This is a genomic window from Thermus caliditerrae (assembly GCF_021462525.1).
Classification (GTDB): domain Bacteria; phylum Deinococcota; class Deinococci; order Deinococcales; family Thermaceae; genus Thermus; species Thermus caliditerrae.
Genome location: NZ_JAKEDT010000028.1, coordinates 1 through 19,039, shown reverse-complemented (window position 1 = coordinate 19,039; position 19,039 = coordinate 1). Strand labels below are relative to the sequence as shown.

Annotated in this window: 21 protein-coding genes; 12 read left to right on the top strand and 9 right to left on the bottom strand. The window is 67.9% G+C overall.

All coding sequences use genetic code 11. From position 1 onward, the window contains the following. The first annotated feature begins 117 nt into the window (after window positions 1-117). Genes rimM through rplS form a run of 3 tightly spaced genes read left to right on the top strand, consistent with a single transcriptional unit; the run spans window position 118 to window position 1,842 of the window. Window positions 118-606 (top strand): ribosome maturation factor RimM, encoded by a 489-nt coding sequence (gene rimM, locus L1088_RS11550; protein WP_234555202.1) that lies wholly within the window; start codon window positions 118-120, stop codon window positions 604-606. Next, window positions 607-1,326 (top strand): tRNA (guanosine(37)-N1)-methyltransferase TrmD, encoded by a 720-nt coding sequence (trmD, locus tag L1088_RS11545; protein ID WP_234555200.1) that lies wholly within the window; start codon window positions 607-609, stop codon window positions 1,324-1,326. It abuts the gene before it with no gap. Between the two features lie 57 nt (window positions 1,327-1,383). Next, window positions 1,384-1,842, top strand: a complete 459-nt coding sequence (gene rplS, locus L1088_RS11540; protein WP_234555199.1) for a 50S ribosomal protein L19 — start codon at window positions 1,384-1,386, stop codon at window positions 1,840-1,842. Between the two features lie 35 nt (window positions 1,843-1,877). On the opposite strand, the gene L1088_RS11535 is transcribed toward rplS, so the two are convergent. Beyond that, window positions 1,878-2,486: a response regulator gene (locus L1088_RS11535; RefSeq protein ID WP_234555198.1), complete on the bottom strand. Its 609-nt coding sequence runs from the start codon at window positions 2,484-2,486 to the stop codon at window positions 1,878-1,880. 49 nt (window positions 2,487-2,535) lie between these two features. Here L1088_RS11535 and sdaAA point away from each other — a divergent pair, with 49 nt between their 5' ends. Continuing rightward, window positions 2,536-3,408 (top strand): L-serine ammonia-lyase, iron-sulfur-dependent, subunit alpha, encoded by an 873-nt coding sequence (sdaAA, locus tag L1088_RS11530; protein WP_234555197.1) that lies wholly within the window; start codon window positions 2,536-2,538, stop codon window positions 3,406-3,408. 9 nt (window positions 3,409-3,417) lie between these two features. Here the strand turns inward: sdaAA and L1088_RS11525 are convergent, their stop codons facing one another. Next, entirely contained in the window at window positions 3,418-4,275 is an 858-nt protein-coding gene (locus L1088_RS11525) for a sulfurtransferase (protein ID WP_234555196.1), read from the bottom strand. A 254-nt stretch (window positions 4,276-4,529) separates the two neighbouring features. On the opposite strand from L1088_RS11525, the gene L1088_RS11520 reads away from it, so the two are divergent. Beyond that, window positions 4,530-5,210 (top strand): zinc metallopeptidase, encoded by a 681-nt coding sequence (locus L1088_RS11520; protein ID WP_234555195.1) that lies wholly within the window; start codon window positions 4,530-4,532, stop codon window positions 5,208-5,210. Further along, window positions 5,211-5,459: a TFIIB-type zinc ribbon-containing protein gene (locus L1088_RS11515; protein WP_267961248.1), complete on the top strand. Its 249-nt coding sequence runs from the start codon at window positions 5,211-5,213 to the stop codon at window positions 5,457-5,459. Between the two features lie 151 nt (window positions 5,460-5,610). Here L1088_RS11515 and L1088_RS11510 read toward each other — a convergent pair whose 3' ends face one another. The 7 genes from L1088_RS11510 to L1088_RS11480 all read right to left on the bottom strand — a co-directional run bounded on the left by L1088_RS11510 (window position 5,611) and on the right by L1088_RS11480 (window position 12,417). After that, a complete protein-coding gene (locus tag L1088_RS11510) occupies window positions 5,611-6,261 on the bottom strand; it encodes a peroxiredoxin (protein ID WP_234555193.1) in 651 nt (216 codons plus the stop codon). 74 nt (window positions 6,262-6,335) lie between these two features. Continuing rightward, window positions 6,336-6,662 (bottom strand): nucleoside triphosphate pyrophosphohydrolase family protein, encoded by a 327-nt coding sequence (locus L1088_RS11505; RefSeq protein WP_234555192.1) that lies wholly within the window; start codon window positions 6,660-6,662, stop codon window positions 6,336-6,338. After that, the gene (locus tag L1088_RS11500) at window positions 6,652-9,687 is read right to left on the bottom strand and encodes an SMC hinge domain-related protein (RefSeq protein ID WP_234555190.1); all 3,036 of its coding nucleotides are present in this window, start codon (window positions 9,685-9,687) and stop codon (window positions 6,652-6,654) included. The genes L1088_RS11505 and L1088_RS11500 overlap by 11 nt, the downstream gene beginning before the upstream one ends. Beyond that, window positions 9,684-10,181: a GerMN domain-containing protein gene (locus L1088_RS11495; RefSeq protein WP_038046649.1), complete on the bottom strand. Its 498-nt coding sequence runs from the start codon at window positions 10,179-10,181 to the stop codon at window positions 9,684-9,686. Before L1088_RS11495 ends, L1088_RS11500 begins: the two co-directional genes overlap by 4 nt. 2 nt (window positions 10,182-10,183) lie before the next feature. Continuing rightward, window positions 10,184-11,329: an N-acetylmuramoyl-L-alanine amidase family protein gene (locus L1088_RS11490; RefSeq protein WP_234555189.1), complete on the bottom strand. Its 1,146-nt coding sequence runs from the start codon at window positions 11,327-11,329 to the stop codon at window positions 10,184-10,186. Continuing rightward, entirely contained in the window at window positions 11,326-11,760 is a 435-nt protein-coding gene (gene smpB / locus L1088_RS11485; RefSeq protein ID WP_038046644.1) for an SsrA-binding protein SmpB, read from the bottom strand. The genes L1088_RS11490 and smpB overlap by 4 nt, the downstream gene beginning before the upstream one ends. Before the next feature lie 51 nt (window positions 11,761-11,811). After that, entirely contained in the window at window positions 11,812-12,417 is a 606-nt protein-coding gene (locus L1088_RS11480; RefSeq protein ID WP_234555188.1) for a biotin transporter BioY, read from the bottom strand. 206 nt (window positions 12,418-12,623) lie between these two features. Here L1088_RS11480 and gap point away from each other — a divergent pair, with 206 nt between their 5' ends. From gap to L1088_RS11450, 6 genes are read left to right on the top strand one after another with little or no spacing between them, the layout of a single operon-like run. Beyond that, a complete protein-coding gene (gene gap, locus L1088_RS11475; protein WP_234555187.1) occupies window positions 12,624-13,619 on the top strand; it encodes a type I glyceraldehyde-3-phosphate dehydrogenase in 996 nt (331 codons plus the stop codon). Next, window positions 13,620-14,789 (top strand): phosphoglycerate kinase, encoded by a 1,170-nt coding sequence (locus L1088_RS11470; RefSeq protein WP_234555186.1) that lies wholly within the window; start codon window positions 13,620-13,622, stop codon window positions 14,787-14,789. It abuts the gene before it with no gap. Window positions 14,790-14,844: 55 nt separating this feature from the next. After that, entirely contained in the window at window positions 14,845-15,597 is a 753-nt protein-coding gene (gene tpiA / locus L1088_RS11465; RefSeq protein WP_234555185.1) for a triose-phosphate isomerase, read from the top strand. Between the two features lie 31 nt (window positions 15,598-15,628). After that, on the top strand, window positions 15,629-16,747 hold the full coding sequence (locus L1088_RS11460; RefSeq protein WP_234555184.1) for a pyridoxal phosphate-dependent aminotransferase: 1,119 nt from the start codon (window positions 15,629-15,631) through the stop codon (window positions 16,745-16,747). Beyond that, a complete protein-coding gene (gene pdhA, locus L1088_RS11455) occupies window positions 16,744-17,784 on the top strand; it encodes a pyruvate dehydrogenase (acetyl-transferring) E1 component subunit alpha (protein ID WP_234555183.1) in 1,041 nt (346 codons plus the stop codon). Before L1088_RS11460 ends, pdhA begins: the two co-directional genes overlap by 4 nt. Continuing rightward, entirely contained in the window at window positions 17,778-18,773 is a 996-nt protein-coding gene (locus tag L1088_RS11450; RefSeq protein ID WP_234555182.1) for an alpha-ketoacid dehydrogenase subunit beta, read from the top strand. Before pdhA ends, L1088_RS11450 begins: the two co-directional genes overlap by 7 nt. Window positions 18,774-19,039: the final 266 nt, after the last annotated feature.

Below are 19,039 nucleotides of genomic sequence, written 5' to 3'. Positions count from 1 at the left end.
GGATAGGGCTTCGCGCAGGGTCATGGAGAACCATCTACCCCAAAAGGGGTATACCGGTCAAGTCTGGTGGCCTGGGACCGGGCGAGGCCTGGCTCTCGGTTTTGGCATAATAAGGGTATGCGCCTGGTGGAGATTGGCCGCTTCGGTGCGCCCTACGCCCTCCAAGGGGGCTTGAAGTTCCGCGGTGAGCCGGTGGTGGCTCACCTGGAGCGGGTGTACGTGGAGGGGCACGGATGGCGGGCGGTGGAGGACCTCTACCAGGTGGCCGGGGACCTGGTGGTTCACTTGGCAGGGGTGGGCACCCGCGAGCTGGCGGAGGCCCTGGTGGGCCTCAGGGTGTATGCGGAGGTGGAGGACCTCCCCCCCCTGGAGGAGGGCCAGTACTACTATTTCGCCCTCATCGGCCTCCCGGTTTTCGTGGAAGGGCAGCAGGTGGGTGAAGTGGCGGACATCCTGGACGCCGGGGCCCAGGACGTTTTGGTGATCCGGGGGGTGGGGGAGAGCTTGCGGGAAAGGCAAGAGCGTTTGGTACCCCTACAGGCGCCCTACGTGCAGGTCACGGCGGAAGGGATCCACGTGGAGCCCATCCCCGGCCTCTTTGACTAGATGCGCTACACCGTCCTCACCCTCTTCCCGGGACTCATCCGGCCCTGGCTTTCCGAGTCCCTCTTGAAACGGGCTCAGGAACGGGGGCTCATTCGGGTGGAGGTGGTGGACCTGAGGGGCTTTGGCCTGGGCCGCCACCGCACCGTGGACGATACCCCCTATGGGGGGGGAGCGGGGATGGTGATCCGCCCGGACGTGGCCGTGGCCGCCCTGGAGTCGGTGCTTCCCGCGGACGAGGTGGTGCTCCTTTCCCCTGCGGGGGAGCCCTTCACCCAGAAGGTGGCGGAGGAGCTGGCCACCCGGGAGCACCTGGTCTTGGTTTCCGGGCGGTACGAGGGGTTTGACGCCCGGGTGGAAGCCTACGCCACCCGCATCCTTTCCATCGGGGACTACGTGCTCATGGGGGGCGAGGTGGCGGCTTTGGCCATTTTGGAGGCCACGGCCCGCCTCCTTCCCGGGGTCATTGGGGACCCGGAGAGCCACCGCCAGGACTCCTTCGTGCGGGGCCTTTTGGACTACCCTCACTACACCCGGCCTCCCGAGTTTCGGGGGATGCGGGTCCCGGAGGTGCTCCTTTCGGGAAACCACCAGGAGGTGGCCCTTTGGCGCAGGAAGGAAGCCCTCCGCCGTACGCTCAGCCTCCGGCCAGAACTCTTGCGGCAGGCGCGGATTGGGGCCCTCGAGGCCCTTTGGCTTGCGGAACTGGACCGCGAGGGCTAAACTGAGGGCTGTTGCCCATGAACCCTTCAGGGTTCCTCTGGGGCGGGAGGCGAGAGCATGAACCGAGGAGCGCTTTTGAAGGTGGTGGAGTCCCGATACACCCGCACCGACCTGCCCGAGTTCCGTCCGGGCGACACCGTGCGGGTGGCCTACCGGGTCAAGGAAGGCAACCGCACCCGCGTGCAGAACTTTGAGGGCATCGTCATCAAGGTCAAGCGGAACGGCTACAACTCCAGCTTTACCGTGCGCAAGGTGAGCTACGGGGTGGGGGTGGAGCGCATCTTCCCCCTGAACTCCCCCCTGATCGAGAAGGTGGAGATCGTCCAGCGGGGAATGGCGCGCCGCGCCAAGCTCTACTTCATCCGCCAGCTTTCCGAGCGGGAGATCCGCCGGAAGCTCCGCGCCGACCGCAAGCGCTTGGGCCAGGACCAGGAGCGGGCCAAAGCCGCCAAGGAGGCCTTGGCCCAGGAAGCGGCCTCCAAGGCCGTGGGCGAGGGCGAGGCGCCCCAGGAGTAAACCTGGGGTTTCCGGGAGGGCGGGGCTACCCGCCCTCAACCTTTTTCCCTGAGGAAACCCAGGGCCCTCGCCCGTTCCACCGCCTCCACCCGGTTCCGGACCAACAGCTTGCCGTAAAGGCTTTCCAGGTGGTCCTTGACCGTGTCGGGGGAAAGGGCTAGGGCACGGGCGATTTCCTTGGCGGAGAGGCCCTGGGCCAGGAGGCAGAGAACCTCCTTCTCCCGGGCGGTCAGGCTGGGGAGGTCGGGGGGGGTGAGGCGTTCCTCTCCCTGGGCCACCCGGAGGAGGCGGCGCTTCAGCTCGGCGGCGGAAAGCTCCTTGGAGAAGTAGGCGTCGGCCCCAGCCAGCAGGGCCTCCTGCACCAGCGCGGGCTCCTGATAGGTGGTCAGAAAAGCGATGAGCCCCCGGTAGCCCTCGGCCCGGAGCCTGCGGGCGCACTCCAACCCGTCCATGCCGGGCATGCGCAGGTCCAGGAGGACAGCGTCGGGGCCGAGGGCCAAGGTCTTAGTTAGGGCCTCCAGCCCGTCTTGGGCCTCGGCCACCACCTGAAGCCCCTCGCCCTCGAGGCCCGCCCGGAGGCCCAGTCGGAAGAGGGGATGGTCGTCGGCGATGAGCACCCGGAGGGGTTGTTCGCTCCTGGACATCCCGCGTTCAGCATACCCGTCCCGGGCACCCGGGGCCTATACTGGGGGCATGTCCCTTACCCTCAACGCCCTGGCCCAGCTTTCGGGCCGGGCTTCGGAATACCTGTTGCAGGAGGAGGCCGAGGAAACCGGCCTGGCTCCCGAGGCCATCTTGGAGAAGCTGCGCGGGCGCTTGGCGGTCATGCGGGACTCCATCCGCCGTGGCCTGGCTTCCGATGCCCCCAGCGTGGCAGGGCTGGTGGGTAAGAACGCCAAGACGCTCTGGGAGGCCCCTGATCCCCTGCAGGACCCCCTCCTCAAGCGGGTCCAGGCGTACGCCATGGCCGTGAACGAGGAGAACGCCCGCATGGGGCGCATTGTGGCCGCGCCTACTGCGGGGAGCGCGGGGACGCTTCCCGGGGCGCTTTTGGGGGTAGCGGACCACCTGGGCATCCCCGATGAGGACCTCCTTATGCCCATGGTCCTGGCCGCGGGCGTGGCCAAGATCATCAGCCGCCAAATCTACATCGCTGGGGCCAGCGGAGGGTGCCAGGCGGAAATCGGTTCCTCCGCGGCCATGGCCGCGGCCGCGGTGACGGAGCTCCTCGGGGGAAGCCCCGAGGCTTGCGCCCACGCCGCGGCCTTGGCCTTGCAGAACGCCCTGGGCCTGGTCTGCGACCCGGTGGGGGGGTTTGTGGAGGTGCCCTGCGTGATGCGCAACGGCTTCTACGCCGTCCACGCGGTGAGCGCCGCCTCCATGGCCCTGGCGGGCATCCGCTCCGTCATTCCCCCGGACGAGGTCATCCTGGCCATGGCGGGGATTGGCCGCCTCTTACCCCTGGAGCTCAAGGAGACGGGTTTGGGGGGCCTGGCCGCCACGCCCACGGGGAAGCGGCTGGCGGCCAAGGCTTTGGGGGAAGACCTGGAAGGGCCCTCTTCCTGAGCCGGGGGGTCACTCCTTGCCTTTAGCCACGGGGGCACCCACCAGGTTGCCCCACTCGGTCCAGGAGCCGTCGTAGTTCTTCACCCGGGGGTAGCCCAGGAGGTACTTGAGCACGAACCAGGTGTGGCTGGAGCGTTCGGCGATGCGGCAGTAGACCACCACCTCCTTCTCCGGCGTGATCCCCAGGGGTTCGTAGAGCGCCTTAAGCTCTTCCGGGCTCTTGAAGGTGCCGTCGGGGTTCACCGCCTTGGCCCAAGGGATGTTCCTGGCCCCGGGGATGTGCCCCGCCCGCAGGGCTCCCTCCTGAGGGTAGTTGGGCATGTGGGTGAGTTCGCCCCGGTACTCCTCGGGGCTGCGCACATCCACCAACGCCCCCTTGCCCTCTTTCACCTTGAGGATGTGCTTCAGGACCTCGTCCCGGTAGGCGCGGATGGACTCGTCCCGGTAGGGCACCCGGTACGTGCCCTTGGGGTAGGTGGGCACCTCGGTGGTGAGGGGTCGGCCCTCCTCCAGCCACTTCTGCCGTCCTCCGTTCATAAGGCGCACATCCTGGTGGCCGTTGTACTTGAAGAACCAGAAGGCGTAGGCTGCCCACCAGTTGTTTTTGTCCCCGTAAAGGACAAGGGTGGTGTCGTTGGAGATGCCCAGGCGCTCCATTAGAGCGGCAAACCCTTCTTCGTCCACGAAGTCCCTCACCACCGGATCCCAGAAGTCCCGCTGCCAATCCAACTTCTGTGCCCCTGGGATGTGCCCGGTGTCGTAGAGGAGGATGTCTTCGTCCACCTCGAGGACCCGCACGTTTGGTTGGCTAAGGTGCTCCTGGACCCACGCCGTGGACACCAACACTTCGGGGTGTGCGTAACCCATACTCTCCTCCCTCGCCCAATATACCCCTGAGTGTAGATAAGTAAGGAAGCTTGTGCACATTTCCCCGGGGCTCCTTGCCCTTTTGGGCCGGGTTTGGTATAAAGGATGTCGCGGGGAGTAGCCGCCCCTAAAGGGGCCAGCCGGTCGTCAGTACGGGTAACTTCCCCGGTCGGCTGGGGCGCCTGTGGGCGCATGGCGAGACCACCAGTAAGGTGGCCTCGGTGTTTTGCTTCACCCCGCAAGGAGGTAGCCAAATGGACGTGTTCGCCTTAATCTTGATGGGCTTGGTCTTCGTGGCCAGTTTGGCCATTCAAGGCGGTTTGCAGGCTACGTTCGCCCGCTTCAGCCGCGTGGCAAACAGCCGGGGGCTTACGGGGGCCCAGGTGGCCCGGGCCATCCTGGATGCCCACGGGCTCACGCAGGTACGGGTGGAGCCGGTGCCGGGGGCCCTCACCGACCACTACGACCCCCACGCCAAGGTGGTGCGGCTTTCCGAGCCCAACTACGCTTCCCCCAGCCTGGCGGCCTTGGCGGTGGCCGCCCACGAGGTGGGGCACGCGGTGCAGGACGCCCAGGGGTATGCCTGGCTCCGGGCCCGGGCCAGCCTCTGGCCGGCGGCCAGCCTGGGTTCTAACTTTGGGCCTTTGCTGGTGATCCTGGGCCTAGGCATGGGGGCCCTGGGTTTGGCCAAGCTGGGCCTTTACCTGTACCTGGCGGTGGCCCTCTTCCAGCTCATCACCCTACCCGTGGAGTTCGACGCCTCCCGCAGGGCCCTGGAGTTTCTGAGGCGCATGGGCCTCCTCTCCCAAGGAGAGCTGGGGCCAGCCAGCCAGGTGCTCACCTGGGCGGCCCTCACGTACGTGGCCGCCCTGGCGAGCTCTTTGGCCAGCATCCTTTACTACGCCAGCCTGCTCATGGGCCGGAGGGAGGAGTAAATGCCCCTGCTCCTTTGCCCGAACTGTCAGGTGGGCATGAAGGAGGTGGAGCGCCGGGGAGTGCTGGTGGACGTCTGCCCCCAGTGCGGAGGGGTTTGGTTGGATAGGGGGGAGCTGGAGAAGCTCTTGGCGGCGGCCAAAGAGGTGGAGCGGGCTTACGAGGAGGAGCGGGAGGCGTACTACCGAAGGGAGGGGAAGCCCTACCGCAAGAAGAAGGGCTTCCTGGAGGTGTTTGACCTCTTTGACTAAGCGCACGCGCGCGGAGGCCGCCCTAGGGGCAAAAGCGGAAGCGGCTTGCCCGCAGCCCCTTTAGGCCTCCCCTCGCGCTCCAAGCCGCCAGGGGGCACGTGGGCCTTAAGGCTTACCCCCCGGGGTAGGGCCCCGGGGGGTTAAGGTTTTCCTACTCCGCCTTCTTCAGGCGCAGGTACCAGCGCTTGTACTCCGCGTACTCGCCCTTCTTGGCCTCGTCGGCTTTCAGCTCCTCCAAGGTGGCCGGGGGCTTGACGATGCCCGGGTCACCGGGTTGCCAGTCGGCAGGGGTGTTCAAGCCCGTGCGATCGGTGAATTGGAGGGCGCGGATGAAGCGGAGGATCTCGTCGATGTTGCGCCCGGTGGTGAGGGGGTAGTAGAGCATGCCCCGGAGGATGCCGTTGGGGTCGATGATGAAGACGGCCCGCACCGCGGCGGTTTCGCTGGCGGCGGGGTGGATCATGCCGTAGAGCTTGGACACCTTCATGTCCAGGTCGGCGATGACAGGGAAGTTGACGCTGACCCCGGACATCTCCTCGAGGTCCTTGAGCCAGGCCAGGTGGGCGTGGATGGAGTCGATGGAAAGGCCCACCAGCTGCACCCCCAGCTCCTCAAACTCCTTTTGCCTCCGGGCGAAGGCCAAGAACTCTGTGGAGCACACGGGGGTGAAGTCGGCGGGGTGGCTGAAGAGGACCACCCACTTGCCCTTCAGGTCAGAAAGGCGCAGCTCACCAGCGGTGGTCTTGGCTACGAAGTCTGGCGCAGGTTCGTTCAAACGGGGTAGGGTGAAGGTTTCTTCCATTGCGTCCTCCTTGGCCGGAAGCCCGGCCAAGGTCCACTATACACCCGGTGGGTATATGATGCAAGTGGTTCTCATTAGCGGTTATCTCCAGAGCCCTGCAGCTGCCCCCGATGTTTGCGGGAGCGTAGCTTGGCGAGGTTGGCTTCCGCCACATCCTTCAGGTTGGCGGCGAGGTCGGTGGCCACCTGGGCCACGTACCAGAGCACATCCCCGAGCTCGGCCAAGAGGGCTTCCCGCACCTCAGGGGTGAGCTGGCCGTCCTGGTCCCGCAACACCTTCTTCACCTTGTTGGCCAGCTCCCCGGCTTCCCCGGCCAGGCCCAGGGTGGGGTAGAGGAGGCGGTAGGTTGCGGGATAAAGGGCGGTCTTCTTGGCTTCTTCTTGGTACTCCTCAAACGTCATGGTGCACCTCCTTGCGGATGGAATAGACCCGGCTCACGCCCCCTTCCGCGGTCACCCCGTAGAGGGCCTGGCAGGCCTCCATGGTGCGCTTCTGGTGGGTGACCAGGATGAACTGCCGCCCCGACGAGAGAAACCGGGTGAAGCGCAGGAGGTTGGCCTCGTCCAAGGCGGCGTCCACCTCGTCCAAGACGGCTATGGGCAATCCTCCCTGGAGCTCCCCCAAGGCGAAGAGGAAGGCCAAGGCGCCTAGGGTCTTCTCGCCCAGGGAGAGGAGGCGCAGGTCCTGGGTACGCTTGCCCGCGGGCACCAGGAGGAGCCGGAGGCCCTTGCCCTCTTGCCGCACCTCGGCGCGGGCTCCCAGGAGGGCGAGGGCATTGTGTTGGAAGGCCGCCTGGAAGCGGGCGAAGTTCTCCTTGAGCCTTTCGCTGTAGGCCCGCTCCACCGCCTTGGCCTCCGCTTCCAAGCGGAGGAGGGTCTCCGTGGCCTCGGAGACCTCCTGCTCCAGGGTGTGGAAGCTGGCTTCCACCCGGGCAAGGTCCCGTTCCGCCAGGGCATTCACGGGGCCCAAGGCGGCCCGCTCCCGCTCCACCTGGCCCAGGCGGGCCTGGAGGCTCCTAGGGCTCCCCGGTACCCGGGGAACCTCGGGCAGGGAGGCGAGGGCCTGGGCGAGCTCTTCCACAAGGGCTTCCCGCCGGGCGAGGAGCAGGCGCAGGGCCTCCCGCTCCCCCAGGAGGGCGTTTTGGCGGGCTAGGGCCTGGGCCTCCCGGTCTTGCAAGCGGCGGCGGGTGGCCTGCACCTCCTGGAGCCTGGCGCTTAGGGCGGAGGCCTCCGCCTCCAAGGGGCGGGTGGCCTCGAGGCGCTCGCCGATCTCCCGGATGCGCTCCTTGATGCGCGCGGCCTCCTCCTGGGCCAGGTTCCACTCCCTCCTGGCCTCCTCCAGGAGGCGCCAGCGCTCGTGGGCCTCCGCCTGGGTTAAAGCCGCTTCCAGCTCCTGCCTTTCCCTTGCCAGGGCCTCCAGCCTGCCCTCCTCCCAGGTGGGTGGTGGCGCCACAGGAGGCCGTGGGGGTTCGGGCAAGGGAGCCTTGAGGCGCTGCCTCAAGCCCAGCACCTGGGCCCGCACCTCCTCAAAGGCCCGCGCCTCGGGCAGGGAGGAGAGGGCCTGCCGCAGGGCCCCGGCCTGGGCTTCCAGCCCCTCCTTTTCTCCTTCCAGCTCCTCCAGACGGCGGCGCAGGAGGAAGACCTCCCCGGTGCCTCGGGACCGGCCCCCGGTGAGGGCGCCGGAGCGCTCCAGAACCTCCCCTTCCAGGGTCACAAGGCGCTCGCGGCCGCCTTTGCGGCGGTAGGCCAAGGCGGCGTCCAGGTTCTGGAAGACCAGGGTGTCCCCTAGGAGGACCCGGAGCACGGCCTCTTCAGGAAGGCCAGGAAGGGCTAGGCGGGCCAGGCGGAAGGCGGGGCCCAGGAGGTCTGGGGCCTGGGGGATGGGGGTGGGAGGAGGGGGGCGCAGGAGGGTGAGGGGCAAGAAGGTGGCCCGGCCCCCTTCCCGCTTGAGCCGGGCGATGGCCGCCTTGGCCGCTTCCTCGTCTTGGGTGAGCACCCACTGGAGCCGGGGACCCAGGGCCACTTCCAGGGCCAGCTCCAAGCCGGGTTCGGGCCGGACCACCTCGGCCACCACCCCCAGCACCCCGGGAAGGCCGCGCACCCGCCGGGGGCCTTCCTGAAGGTCGGCGCCGCTTTCCAGGAGGCGGCGGAGGCGTTCGGCTTCTTTGCCCAGGGCCTGGACCTGGGCCTTTACCTCGGCTAGGCGGGCTTCCAGCCGCCGCCTTTGTTCCACCTGGGCCTCGAGGCGGGCCAGGAGCGCCTCCTTGTTCCTCAGTTCCTCCTGGAGCCTCTGGCGCTCCGCCAGGGCCTCCTGGTGGGCCCTAAGCCGCTCCTCGTAGCGGGCGAGCTCGGCCTCGTGGCGGCGGGTAGCCTCTTCCCAGCGCTGCTTTTCCTCCAGGAGGCGGCGCTCCTCCGTTCGGAGGCGCTCCAGCCGCCGCGCTGCTTCTTGCCGGGGGAGGGCGGGGGGCGGCTGGGGAGGTCCGGGTTCAGGGGGTGGGGGGCGGTCCAGGGCCTTCAGCACCCTGGCGAGCTCCTTGAGCTCCCCTTCCAGCCCTTCCCTTTCCTTCAGGGCCAGGCGCACCGCTTCCAGCTGGGCCCGGAGGGCCTCTTCCTCCCGGAGGAGAGTCTGGCGCTCTTCTTCCAAGCGGAGGCGTTCTTCGGCCAGAGCCCTTTCCTCCGAGGCCAGGGCCTCGAGGCGGGCCTGGGCCCGCTCCATCTCCGCCCAGGCCTCTTCTTGCCGGGAAAGGAGGAGGCTTCGCCTCAGGGCCAGGGCCTCCATTTCCAAGGCCGCCGCCTGGCGGGCGCGCCGGGCCTCTTCCTCAAGCCGCCCGAGCTCTTGGCGCAACCCGGCCAGGGCCCGTTCCTTGCCCTCCAGCAAGGCTAAGGCCTCCTCCAGCCGCGCCTCCGCAGCCCTCACCCCCTCGGCCACGGGCCTAAGCCCCGCCGCCTCCTCCAGGTGGGCGAGGAGAACCTCCTCCGGGGCCTCCAGAAGCGCCCCCACCTCCCCCTGGCCCACGATGGCGTATCCCCCCTTGCCCAAGCCGGTGCCCGCCAGGTGGAGGGCTAGGGCCTTGGCGCTCAAGGGGCGGCCGTTGACCCGGAAGAGGGAGCGCTCCTCCTCTATGCGCCGCTCCACCACCAGGCGCTCGCTGCCCCGGGAAAGCTCCAGGCGCACCTCGGCCAGGCCTTGGGAGGGGCGGCCCTCAGCGCCGTGGAAGAGGAGGCGCTTAAGCTCCTGTCCCCGGAGCTCCTGGGCCCGGGCCCCGGTGACAAAGCGCAGGGCTTCCACCAGGTTGCTCTTCCCGGAGCCGTTGGGCCCGATGATGCCGGTCACAGGGTCGGGAAAGTCCAAGACGGTGCGGTCGGCGAAGGACTTGAACCCCTGCAACACCAGGCGGTCGATGCGCCAGCTGGGAGGCTGCTTCATGGCAGGCGGATGGGCTTTTGCAGGTCCAGGTGGGCCAGTCCTGGGCTGGGCCGCCCCTCCACCAGGAAGTGCACCTCCTCCACCTCGGGGAGGGCAGAGAGGAGGGTGTAGGCCAGGCTGTAAAGGCGGTAGGCCTCCCCCGTGGCGTCCAGACCCTGGACGAAGGTGGCCGGGAGGTCCACCACCAGGCGCTTGCCCTGGCGGTAGAGGCTTTGGGGAGGGGGGGCGTTCAGGGCTTGGGACCAGGCCTCGAGGGCCTTGCCCTCGGGGGTTTCCCCCGGGCCTAGGGTCAGGGTGAGGGCCTCCTTCACGAAGCCGCGGGGCGGGTCCGGGCGGTAAAGGCTTAGGGCCAGTTGGTTGGGTGCGGCCGGTTCCGCGGAGGGGAGGGGCAAGGCCCCAGCCCCCGGGCGGCTTCCGCTCTGCCAGAACACCAGCGCCCCCAGGAGGAAGAGGAAGGCGCCTAGGAGGTTCCACGGGGTGAGTACTCGGCGCATGGCTACTCCAGATACGCGCGGATGGCCTGGGCCACGGCCTCGGCCACCAGGTCGCGGCCTTCGCGGGTCTTGAGGCGCTCCGCCCCCACTTCCAGCACCACCGCCGCCCCCGCCACGTCGGTGAGGGCGTAGGGGCCTTCCGCCTTGGCCACCACGATCCCCAAAGCGGAGAAGGCCCTCTCCAGGCTCTCCGCCAGTCGGCGGGGGTCCCCGGCGTAGGCCTTCAGCAAGGCGGCCTGCGCCTTGGGGGCGGAGGCCAAAAGGGCCTCGGCGTTTTGGGCCAGGGGCGAGGAGCGGGTCTTAGGCAGGTAGAGGTTCACGGCGCTTCCGGCGGTGACGTGGAAGGACACCAGCACCCCGGCGGCCTGGGCCTGGGCGAGGCGGGCCTCGAGGGGCACGGTCTGGTCGCCGGTGCGGGTGAGCCGGGCCCCCGGCAGGCGTGCGGCCACCCGCTTGGCCAGGTCCAGGGTCAGGTCCTTCTCCAGCACTCCCCCTACGGCGATCCCAGGGTCCTGGCCGCCATGGCCAGGGTCCAGGAGCACCGCGGGTTTGGGCTTGGGTAAGGCTCCCCACTCTAGGGCTACCTGCCCGCCCCCCGGGTAGTACAAGCGGTCCGGGGGGGCCTGAAGGCTGAGCCTCAGCCCCAAGGCTTCTTGGCTAAAGCCCGCGGCCTCCCCTTGGGCCAGAAGGAAGAGGACGCTTTGGCCCTCGAGCCTGGCGTTCACCTCCCGGGAGAAGCGCACGAGGATCTGGCCGGGGCGCCGATCGACCTCCAAGAGCTTCGCCCAGGGAAGCCGGAGGAGGATGCCCTCCTGGGCCCGGTACTCCAACCCCAAGGCCTCGGCCAGGGGGCGGAGGGGCACATAAACCTCGCCTCCCCGCTTCCAGGCAGCCCCAGCGCTGGCCGCCTGGACCTCGCTTTCCGAAACGGGGAAGCTCCGGTAGCGGCTCCCAAGGCCCAGGGCCACCTGGTTTTGCCCAAGCCGGAGGGCCAGGCCCAGGCCCCGGGCCACCAGGCGAGCCTCCCCATAGGCCACGCCGCGGCCCCCGGGATACAGGGCTTGGCCCACTTCGCTCCCCACCTGCAGGGGTTTAGGAGCCTGAGCCAAGGCGGGGAGCAAGAGGAGGGCCAAGAAGGCGAGCCTCATAGCTCCTCCAAAGCCCGGGCCACGGCCTTGCGCTTGTCGTCCTCCTTCTTCTGGTAGGCCTTCTTGCCCCGGGCTAGGCCCAAGAGCACCTTGGCGTAGCCCCGCTCGTTGAAGTAAATCTTGAGGGGCACCAGGGTGAGCCCTTTCTGCTCCACCTTGCCCCGCAGGCGGGCGAGCTCGTGGCGGTGCAGGAGGAGCTTGCGCTTCCTCCTGGGGTCCACGTTGGTGTAGGAGCCCTTTTCGTAGGGAGCGATGTACAGGTTTTCCAGGTAGAGCTCGCCGTTTTCAAACTTGGCGAAGCTGCCGGTGAAGTCCACCTTGCCCGCCCTGAGGGACTTTACCTCGGTGCCCCGAAGCGCGATGCCCGCCTCGTAAGTTTCCAGAATCTCGTAGTCGTGCCGCGCCCGGCGGTTCTCCAGCACGGGGCTCATCTTACAGGGTCTACCCCCGGGAGGAAACCCGGGGGCGGCTCAGCTTGGGCATCACCTGCGGCCCAAAAGCCTCCAGGCGCGGGGCAGTAAGAGGGCGGCGGCCACCGCCTTCACCACATCCCCCGGGATGAAGGGAAGGAGGCCCATGGCCAAGAGGGTGCCTGTGCCGCCGAACTTGCCCGCTCCCATGAGCCAGGCGGCGAGCCAGGGAAGCCCCACCAGGTAGAGGAGGGCGTTGCCTGCCAGCATGGCCGCCAAGGTACCCAGGAAGCTCCGGTCCAGGCCGAAGCGCTCCACCAAGAGGCCCACCAGACCCGCCGCCAGGGGGAAGGCCAGGAGGAAGCCCCCCGTGGGCCCCAGGATCTTGGCCAGGCCCCCCGTGCCTCCGGCGAAGACGGGAAGCCCCAGGGCGCCTTCCGCCAGGTAGGCCAAGAGTGCCAGGAACCCGAGGCGGCTCCCCAAAGCCGCCCCCACCAGGAGGACGGCCAGGGTTTGGCCGGTGAGGGGTACCGGGGTGAAGGGCAGGGGAATGCTGATCCGGGCGGCTAGGGCCACCAGAAGGCTTCCCGCTAGAGCCAGGGCCAGGTCGCGGGCCAAGGTGCGCTCGGGCCAGATGCTCTTGACCAAGGGGACGAAAGCCAGGGTTTCCGTCTTCATACGCCCTCCCATGCCGCTTCCGCGGCTGTCAACCAATCTAGAGATTGGGGGTTGACAGGTCAAGGAGGGGCGGGCGCTTAAGGCAGGTGGGGATAGAAGCTTATGGAACAGAGGGTATACTGAAGCCATGACTTCTATCCCGTGGCCTCCTGAGCCCGAGGGGCGCAGGCGGGGGGATGGAAGGTGATCCATCCAGGAGGTGATCTATGAAAGTAGGCATCAACGGGTTCGGCAGGATTGGGCGCCAGGTCTTCCGCATCCTCCACCAAAGGGGTGTGGAGGTGGCCCTCATCAACGACCTCACCGACAACAAGACCCTGGCCCACCTCCTCAAGTACGACTCCATCTACCACCGCTTCCCCGGGGAGGTGGCCTACGATGAGCAAAACCTCTATGTGGACGGCAGGGCCATCCGCGCCACGGCCATCAAGGACCCGAAGGAGATCCCTTGGGCCGAGATGGGCGTGGGGGTGGTCATCGAGTCCACCGGGGTCTTCACCGATGCCGAAAAGGCCAAGGCCCACCTCGAGGGAGGGGCCAAGAAGGTGGTCATCACCGCCCCGGCCAAGGGGGAGGACATCACCATCGTCATGGGGGTGAACCACGACCAGTACGACCCTGCCAAGCACCACATCCTCTCCAACGCCTCCTGCACCACCAACTCCCTGGCCCCGGTGATGAAGGTGCTGGAGGAGGCCTTCGGGGTGGAGAAGGCCCTCATGACCACGGTCCACTCCTACACCAACGACCAGCGGGTCCTGGACCTTCCCCACAAGGACCTGCGCCGGGCCCGCGCTGCCGCCATCAACATCATCCCCACCACCACCGGGGCGGCCAAGGCCACGGCCCTGGTCCTTCCCTCCCTCAAGGGGCGCTTTGACGGCAGCGCCCTCAGGGTGCCCACGGCCACGGGGAGCATCTCCGACATCACCGCCCTTCTCAAGCGGGAGGTGACGGCGGAAGAGGTGAACGCCGCCCTCAAGGCCGCCGCTGAGGGGCCTCTCAAGGGCATCCTGGGCTACACCGAGGACGAGATCGTCCTGCAGGACATCGTCATGGATCCGCACTCCTCCATCGTGGACGCCAAGCTGACCAAGGCCCTGGGCAACCTGGTGAAGGTCTTCGCCTGGTACGACAACGAGTGGGGCTACTCCAACCGGGTGGCAGACCTGGTGGAGATGGTGCTCCGGAAGGGGGTCTAGATGCGTACCCTTAAGGACCTGGACGCCCGGGGCAAGCGGGTGTTGGTGCGGGTGGACTACAACGTTCCCCTGAAGGACGGGGCGGTGCAGGACGAAACCCGCATCGTGGAAAGCCTGCCCACCCTGCGCCACCTCCTGGACCAGGGGGCTTCCTTGGTCCTTCTCTCCCACCTGGGCCGTCCCAAAGGCCCGGACCCCAAGTACTCCCTGGCCCCGGTGGCCGAGGCCTTGGCCCAGCACCTCCCCGGGGTGCGTTTCTTTCCCTTCGCCCCGGGCTCGGAGGAGGCCCAGGCTGCGGTGGGGGGGCTTAAAGCGGGGGAGGTGGCCGTCCTGGAAAACGTCCGCTTTGAGCCAGGGGAGGAGAAGAACGATCCCGACCTTGCCGCCCGCTATGCCGGGTTGGGGGAAGCCTTCGTGCTGGACGCTTTCGGCAGCGCCCACCGGGCCCACGCCAGCGTGGTGGGGGTGGCCAGGCTTGTGCCTTCCTTCGCCGGCTTCCTCATGGAGAAGGAGGTGAAGGCCCTTTCCCGCCTGCTCCACAACCCGGAGAAGCCCTACGCGGTGGTCATCGGTGGGGCCAAGGTTTCCGACAAGATCGGGGTGATGGAGAACCTGCTTCCCCGCATCGACCGGCTCCTCATCGGCGGCGCCATGGCCTTCACCTTCATCAAGGCGCTGGGAGGCGAGGTGGGCAAGAGCCTGGTGGAGGAGGACCGCCTGGCCCTGGCCCGGGACCTCCTGAAGCGGACCGAGGAGCTTGGGGTGAAGGTACACCTGCCCCTGGACGTGGTGGCGGCAGAGCGGATTGAGCCCGGGGTGGAAACCAAGGTCTTCCCTGCGGACGCCATCCCCGTGCCCTACATGGGCCTGGACATCGGGCCCAGGACGCAGGAGGCTTTCCGGGAGGTCCTGGCAGGGGCAAAAACCACCTTCTGGAACGGGCCCATGGGGGTCTTTGAGGTACCGCCCTTTGACGAGGGCACCTTGGCCGTGGGCCGGGCGCTGGCGGCCCTGGAAGGGGCCTTCACCGTGGTGGGCGGGGGCGACTCCGTGGCGGCGGTGAACCGCTTGGGCCTCAAGGACCGGTTTAGCCATGTTTCCACCGGGGGTGGGGCCAGCCTCGAGTACCTGGAGAAGGGCACCCTCCCCGGCATCGAGGTCCTAGAATAGGGAGGCTTGGTCCAGCCCCGCCCTCATGGGCGGGGTTTTCCTGTAGGATGGCGCTATGCGTCGCGTGCTGGTAGCGGGTAACTGGAAGATGCACAAGGTGCCCTCGGAAGCCCGGGTGTGGTTTGCCGAGCTCAAAAGGCTTCTTCCTCCCCTGGAGTCCGAGGTGGCGGTCTTGCCCGCCTTTCCCATGCTCCCTGCGGCCAAGGAGGTGTTCTCCGGCACCCAGGTGGCCTACGGGGCCCAGGATGTTTCCCCCCACCGGGAAGGCGCCTACACGGGGGAGGTGTCCTCCCGGATGCTTGCAGATCTGGGGTGCCGCTACACCATCGTGGGGCACTCGGAGAGGCGGCGCTACCACCACGAGGCGGACGCCCTGGTGGCGGAGAAGGCGAAGAGGCTTTTGGAGGAGGGCATCACCCCCATCCTTTGCGTGGGGGAGCCCCTGGAGGTGCGGGAAAGGGGGGAGGCGGTGCCCTACACCCTGCGCCAGCTTCTGGGGAGCCTCGAGGGGGTGGAGCCTCCTGGCCCTGAGCGCCTGGTCATCGCCTACGAGCCCGTCTGGGCCATCGGCACCGGGAAAAACGCCACCCCTGAGGACGCAGAGGCCATGCACCAGGCCATCCGCCAGGCCTTGGCCGAGCGCTACGGGGAGGGCTTTGCCAGGCGGGTGAGGATCCTCTATGGGGGGAGCGTGAACCCCAAGAACTTCGCCGACCTCCTCTCCATGCCGGACGTAGACGGGGGGCTGGTGGGCGGGGCCAGCTTGGAGCTGGAGAGCTTTTTGAGCCTCCTGAGGATAGCCGGTTGAGTCCCAAGGGGCTTTGGGCTACCCTTTTCCTATGCGCCTCCACCCCCGCACCCAGGTGGCCCGGGAGAGCATTTTCCCCAAAATGAGCGGGCTCGCCTTGCGCCTTGGGGCGGTGAACCTGGGCCAGGGCTTCCCCTCCAACCCCCCGCCCGCCTTTCTCCTGGAGGCGGTGGCCAGGGCCCTGGGCCGTTACGACCAGTACGCCCCTCCCGCGGGGCTTCCCATGCTTCGGGAGGCTTTGGCGGAGGAGTTCGCCGTGGAGCCCGAGGCGGTGGTGGTCACCTCTGGCGCCACGGAAGCCCTTCATGTGCTGTTGCAGAGCCTGGTGGGCCCGGGGGACGAGGTGGTGGTCCTGGAGCCCTTCTTTGACGTCTACCTGCCGGATGCCTTTTTGGCGGGGGCCGAGGCCCGGCTGGTGCGGCTTGAGCTTGGGGAAGCGGGCTTCCAGTTGGACCTCGCCGCCCTGGAAGCGGCCATCACCGGGCGCACCCGGGTCCTCCTCCTCAACACCCCCATGAACCCCACGGGCCTGGTCTTCGGGGAGGAGGCGCTCAGGGCCGTGGCGGACCTCGCCCGGAGGCACGACCTCTTCCTCATTTCCGACGAGGTCTACGACGAGCTCTACTACGGGGAAAGGCCGAGGCGCCTTCGGGAGTTCGCCCCCGAGCGCACCTTCACCGTGGGGAGTGCGGGGAAGCGCCTCGAGGCCACCGGCTACCGGGTGGGCTGGATCGTGGGGCCTGAGGAGTACATGCCCGTCCTGGCGGGCATGCGCCAGTGGACCAGCTTCTCCGCGCCCAGCCCCCTGCAGGCGGGGGTGGCGGAGGCCTTGAGGATGGCCCGGAAAGAGGGGTTTTACGAGGCCCTGCGGGAAGGCTACCGCCGGAGGCGCAACCTCCTCCTTTCGGGGCTTAGGTCCATGGGCCTTAAGGCTTACGAGCCTGAGGGCACCTACTTCCTCATGGCCGAGCTTCCGGGATGGGATGCCTTTGGGCTGGTGGAGGTGGCCCGGGTGGCCCTGATCCCGGCCTCGGCCTTCTACCGGGAGGACCCGCCCCCTTACCTCTTCCGCTTTGCCTTCTGCAAGAGCGAGGAAGAGTCATCCCTGGCCCTGGAGCGCCTGGCCCGTGTGGTAAACTCCCCTGCGTGAAGCCCAAAGTGGTCCAGTACCTGGACAAGGGGGAGTTTCCCCTAGGCGAGGGGGAGGCCCTCTCCCTCTACCGGGCCATGCGCCGGGCCCGGTTTTTTGACGAAAAGGCGCTCACCCTGCAGCGCCAGGGGCGGCTTGGGGTCTACGCCCCCTTCATGGGCCAGGAGGCGGCCCAGGTAGGCCTGGCCCTGGCCCTGGGGGAGGGGGACTTTGTGGTGCCCAGCTACCGGGAGTCCGCCATGCTCCTCGCCCGGGGCCTACCCATCCACACCCTTCTCCTCTACTGGCGGGCTCACCCTGCGGGGTGGCGCTTCCCCGAGGGGGTGCGGGCGGTGAACCCGTACATCCCCATCGCCACCCAGATCCCCCAGGCGGTGGGCCTGGCCCTGGCGGGGGGCTACCTTGGGGAGGGCTGGGTGGTGGCCACCTCCATCGGCGATGGCGGGACCAGCGAGGGCGACTTCCACGAGGGGCTGAACTTCGCCGCGGTCTTCCGCGCCCCAGTGATCTTCCTGGTACAGAACAACGGCTACGCCATCAGCGTGCCTAGGGCCAAGCAGATGCGGGTGGACTACATCGCCCGGCGGGCGGAGGGATACGGGATGCCGGGGGTGGTGGTGGACGGGAACGACGCCGTGGCGGTCTACATTGAGGCCAAGAAGGCGGTGGAAAGGGCGCGGAAGGGGGAGGGCCCCACCCTCCTGGAGGCCCTCACCTACCGCCTGGCCCCCCACACCACCTCCGATGACCCTTCCCGCTACCGCACCCGGGAAGAGGAGGAGGCCTGGCGGGCCAAGGACCCCCTCCTCCGCTTCCGCCGGGCCTTGGAGGAGCGGGGCCTTTGGGACGAGGAGCAGGAAGGGGAGCTCCTCGCCCAGCTGGAGGAGGAGTTTGCCCGGGAGCTGGCCCTGGCGGACAGTGTCCCCGAGCCCCAGCCTGAGGAGATAGTAGAGCACGTCTACGCCGAGATGGGGCCCGACCAAAGGCGGGCTTGGGAAGCCCTGCGCCAGGGGAAACACGTGGAGGAGGTATGGTAGCCGAAAAGGCCCGCGTGCTCAACATGGTCCAGGCCATCAACGAGGCCCTGGACCTGGCCTTGGATCGGGACAAGCGGGTTTTGGTCTTCGGGGAGGACGTGGGGCGGCTTGGGGGGGTCTTCCGGGTCACCGAGGGCCTCCAGGCCAAGCATGGGGAGGCCAGGGTCTTCGACACCCCTCTCGCGGAAAGCGGCATCCTGGGCCTGGCCATCGGCCTGGCCATGGGAGGCATGCGGCCCGTGGCCGAGATCCAGTTTGCCGGCTTCCTTTATCCTGCCCTGGACCAGATCCTCTCCCACCTTGGGCGCTGGCGCCACCGCTCCCGGGGGCGGGTGGGCCTTCCCGTGGTGGTGCGGGCTCCCTATGGGGGCGGGGTCCACACCCCCGAGCAGCACGCGGACTCCCCCGAGGCCCTCTTGGCCCATGCCCCTGGGGTGAAGGTGGTGATCCCCTCGAGCCCTGAAAGGGCCAAGGGCCTCCTCCTCGCCGCCATAGAGGGCGAGGACCCCGTCTTCTTCTTGGAGGCCATCAAGCTCTACCGGGGCTCCCGGGCCGAGGTGCCGGAAGGGTATTACACCTTGCCCTTGGGCCGGGCCCGGGTGGTGCGGGAGGGGAGCGCGGCCACCCTCATCGGCTACGGGGGCATGGTGGAGGTGATGCTGGAGGCGGCGGAGGTGGCGGCTAAGGAGGGGGTGGAGGTCATGGTGGTGGACCTGGAAACCCTGGTCCCTTTGGACGAGGACACCCTTCTGGAAGCCGTTCGGGAAACCGGCCGGGCGGTGGTGGTCTACGAGGCCATGCGCACCGGGGGCTTTGGGGCGGAGATCGCTGCCCGCATCGCCGAGGGGGCCATAGATTATCTGCAGGCCCCCGTGGTCCGGGTGGCGGGATACGACGCTCCCTACCCCCCCTTCAGCGCCATTGAGCACCACTACCGCCCGAGCGCCAAGCGGGTCCTCGCCGCTTTGCGGCGGGTGCTCACCCATTGAGCGGGGTACTCGCCAGAGGCTCGAGGGAGCGCTTGCTCTCTGGGGATATCCTCCTTTTCCCAAAGGAGATGCCGGAACAGGTGGGTTGTGGGTAGGCAGGTTATGGCCTTCATGTAGAACCGGATTTTGGCAATAAGTTAACTTTACATTACCGCAGTAATGGCCTAATGTAAGAAGTAGCCTTGACAATCAGCCATTACTTATAAGAACTCCTTTTGAAGCCCTCCCTCAACATCCTCCTGGCCACCAGTGGAAGAGGGTGTAGC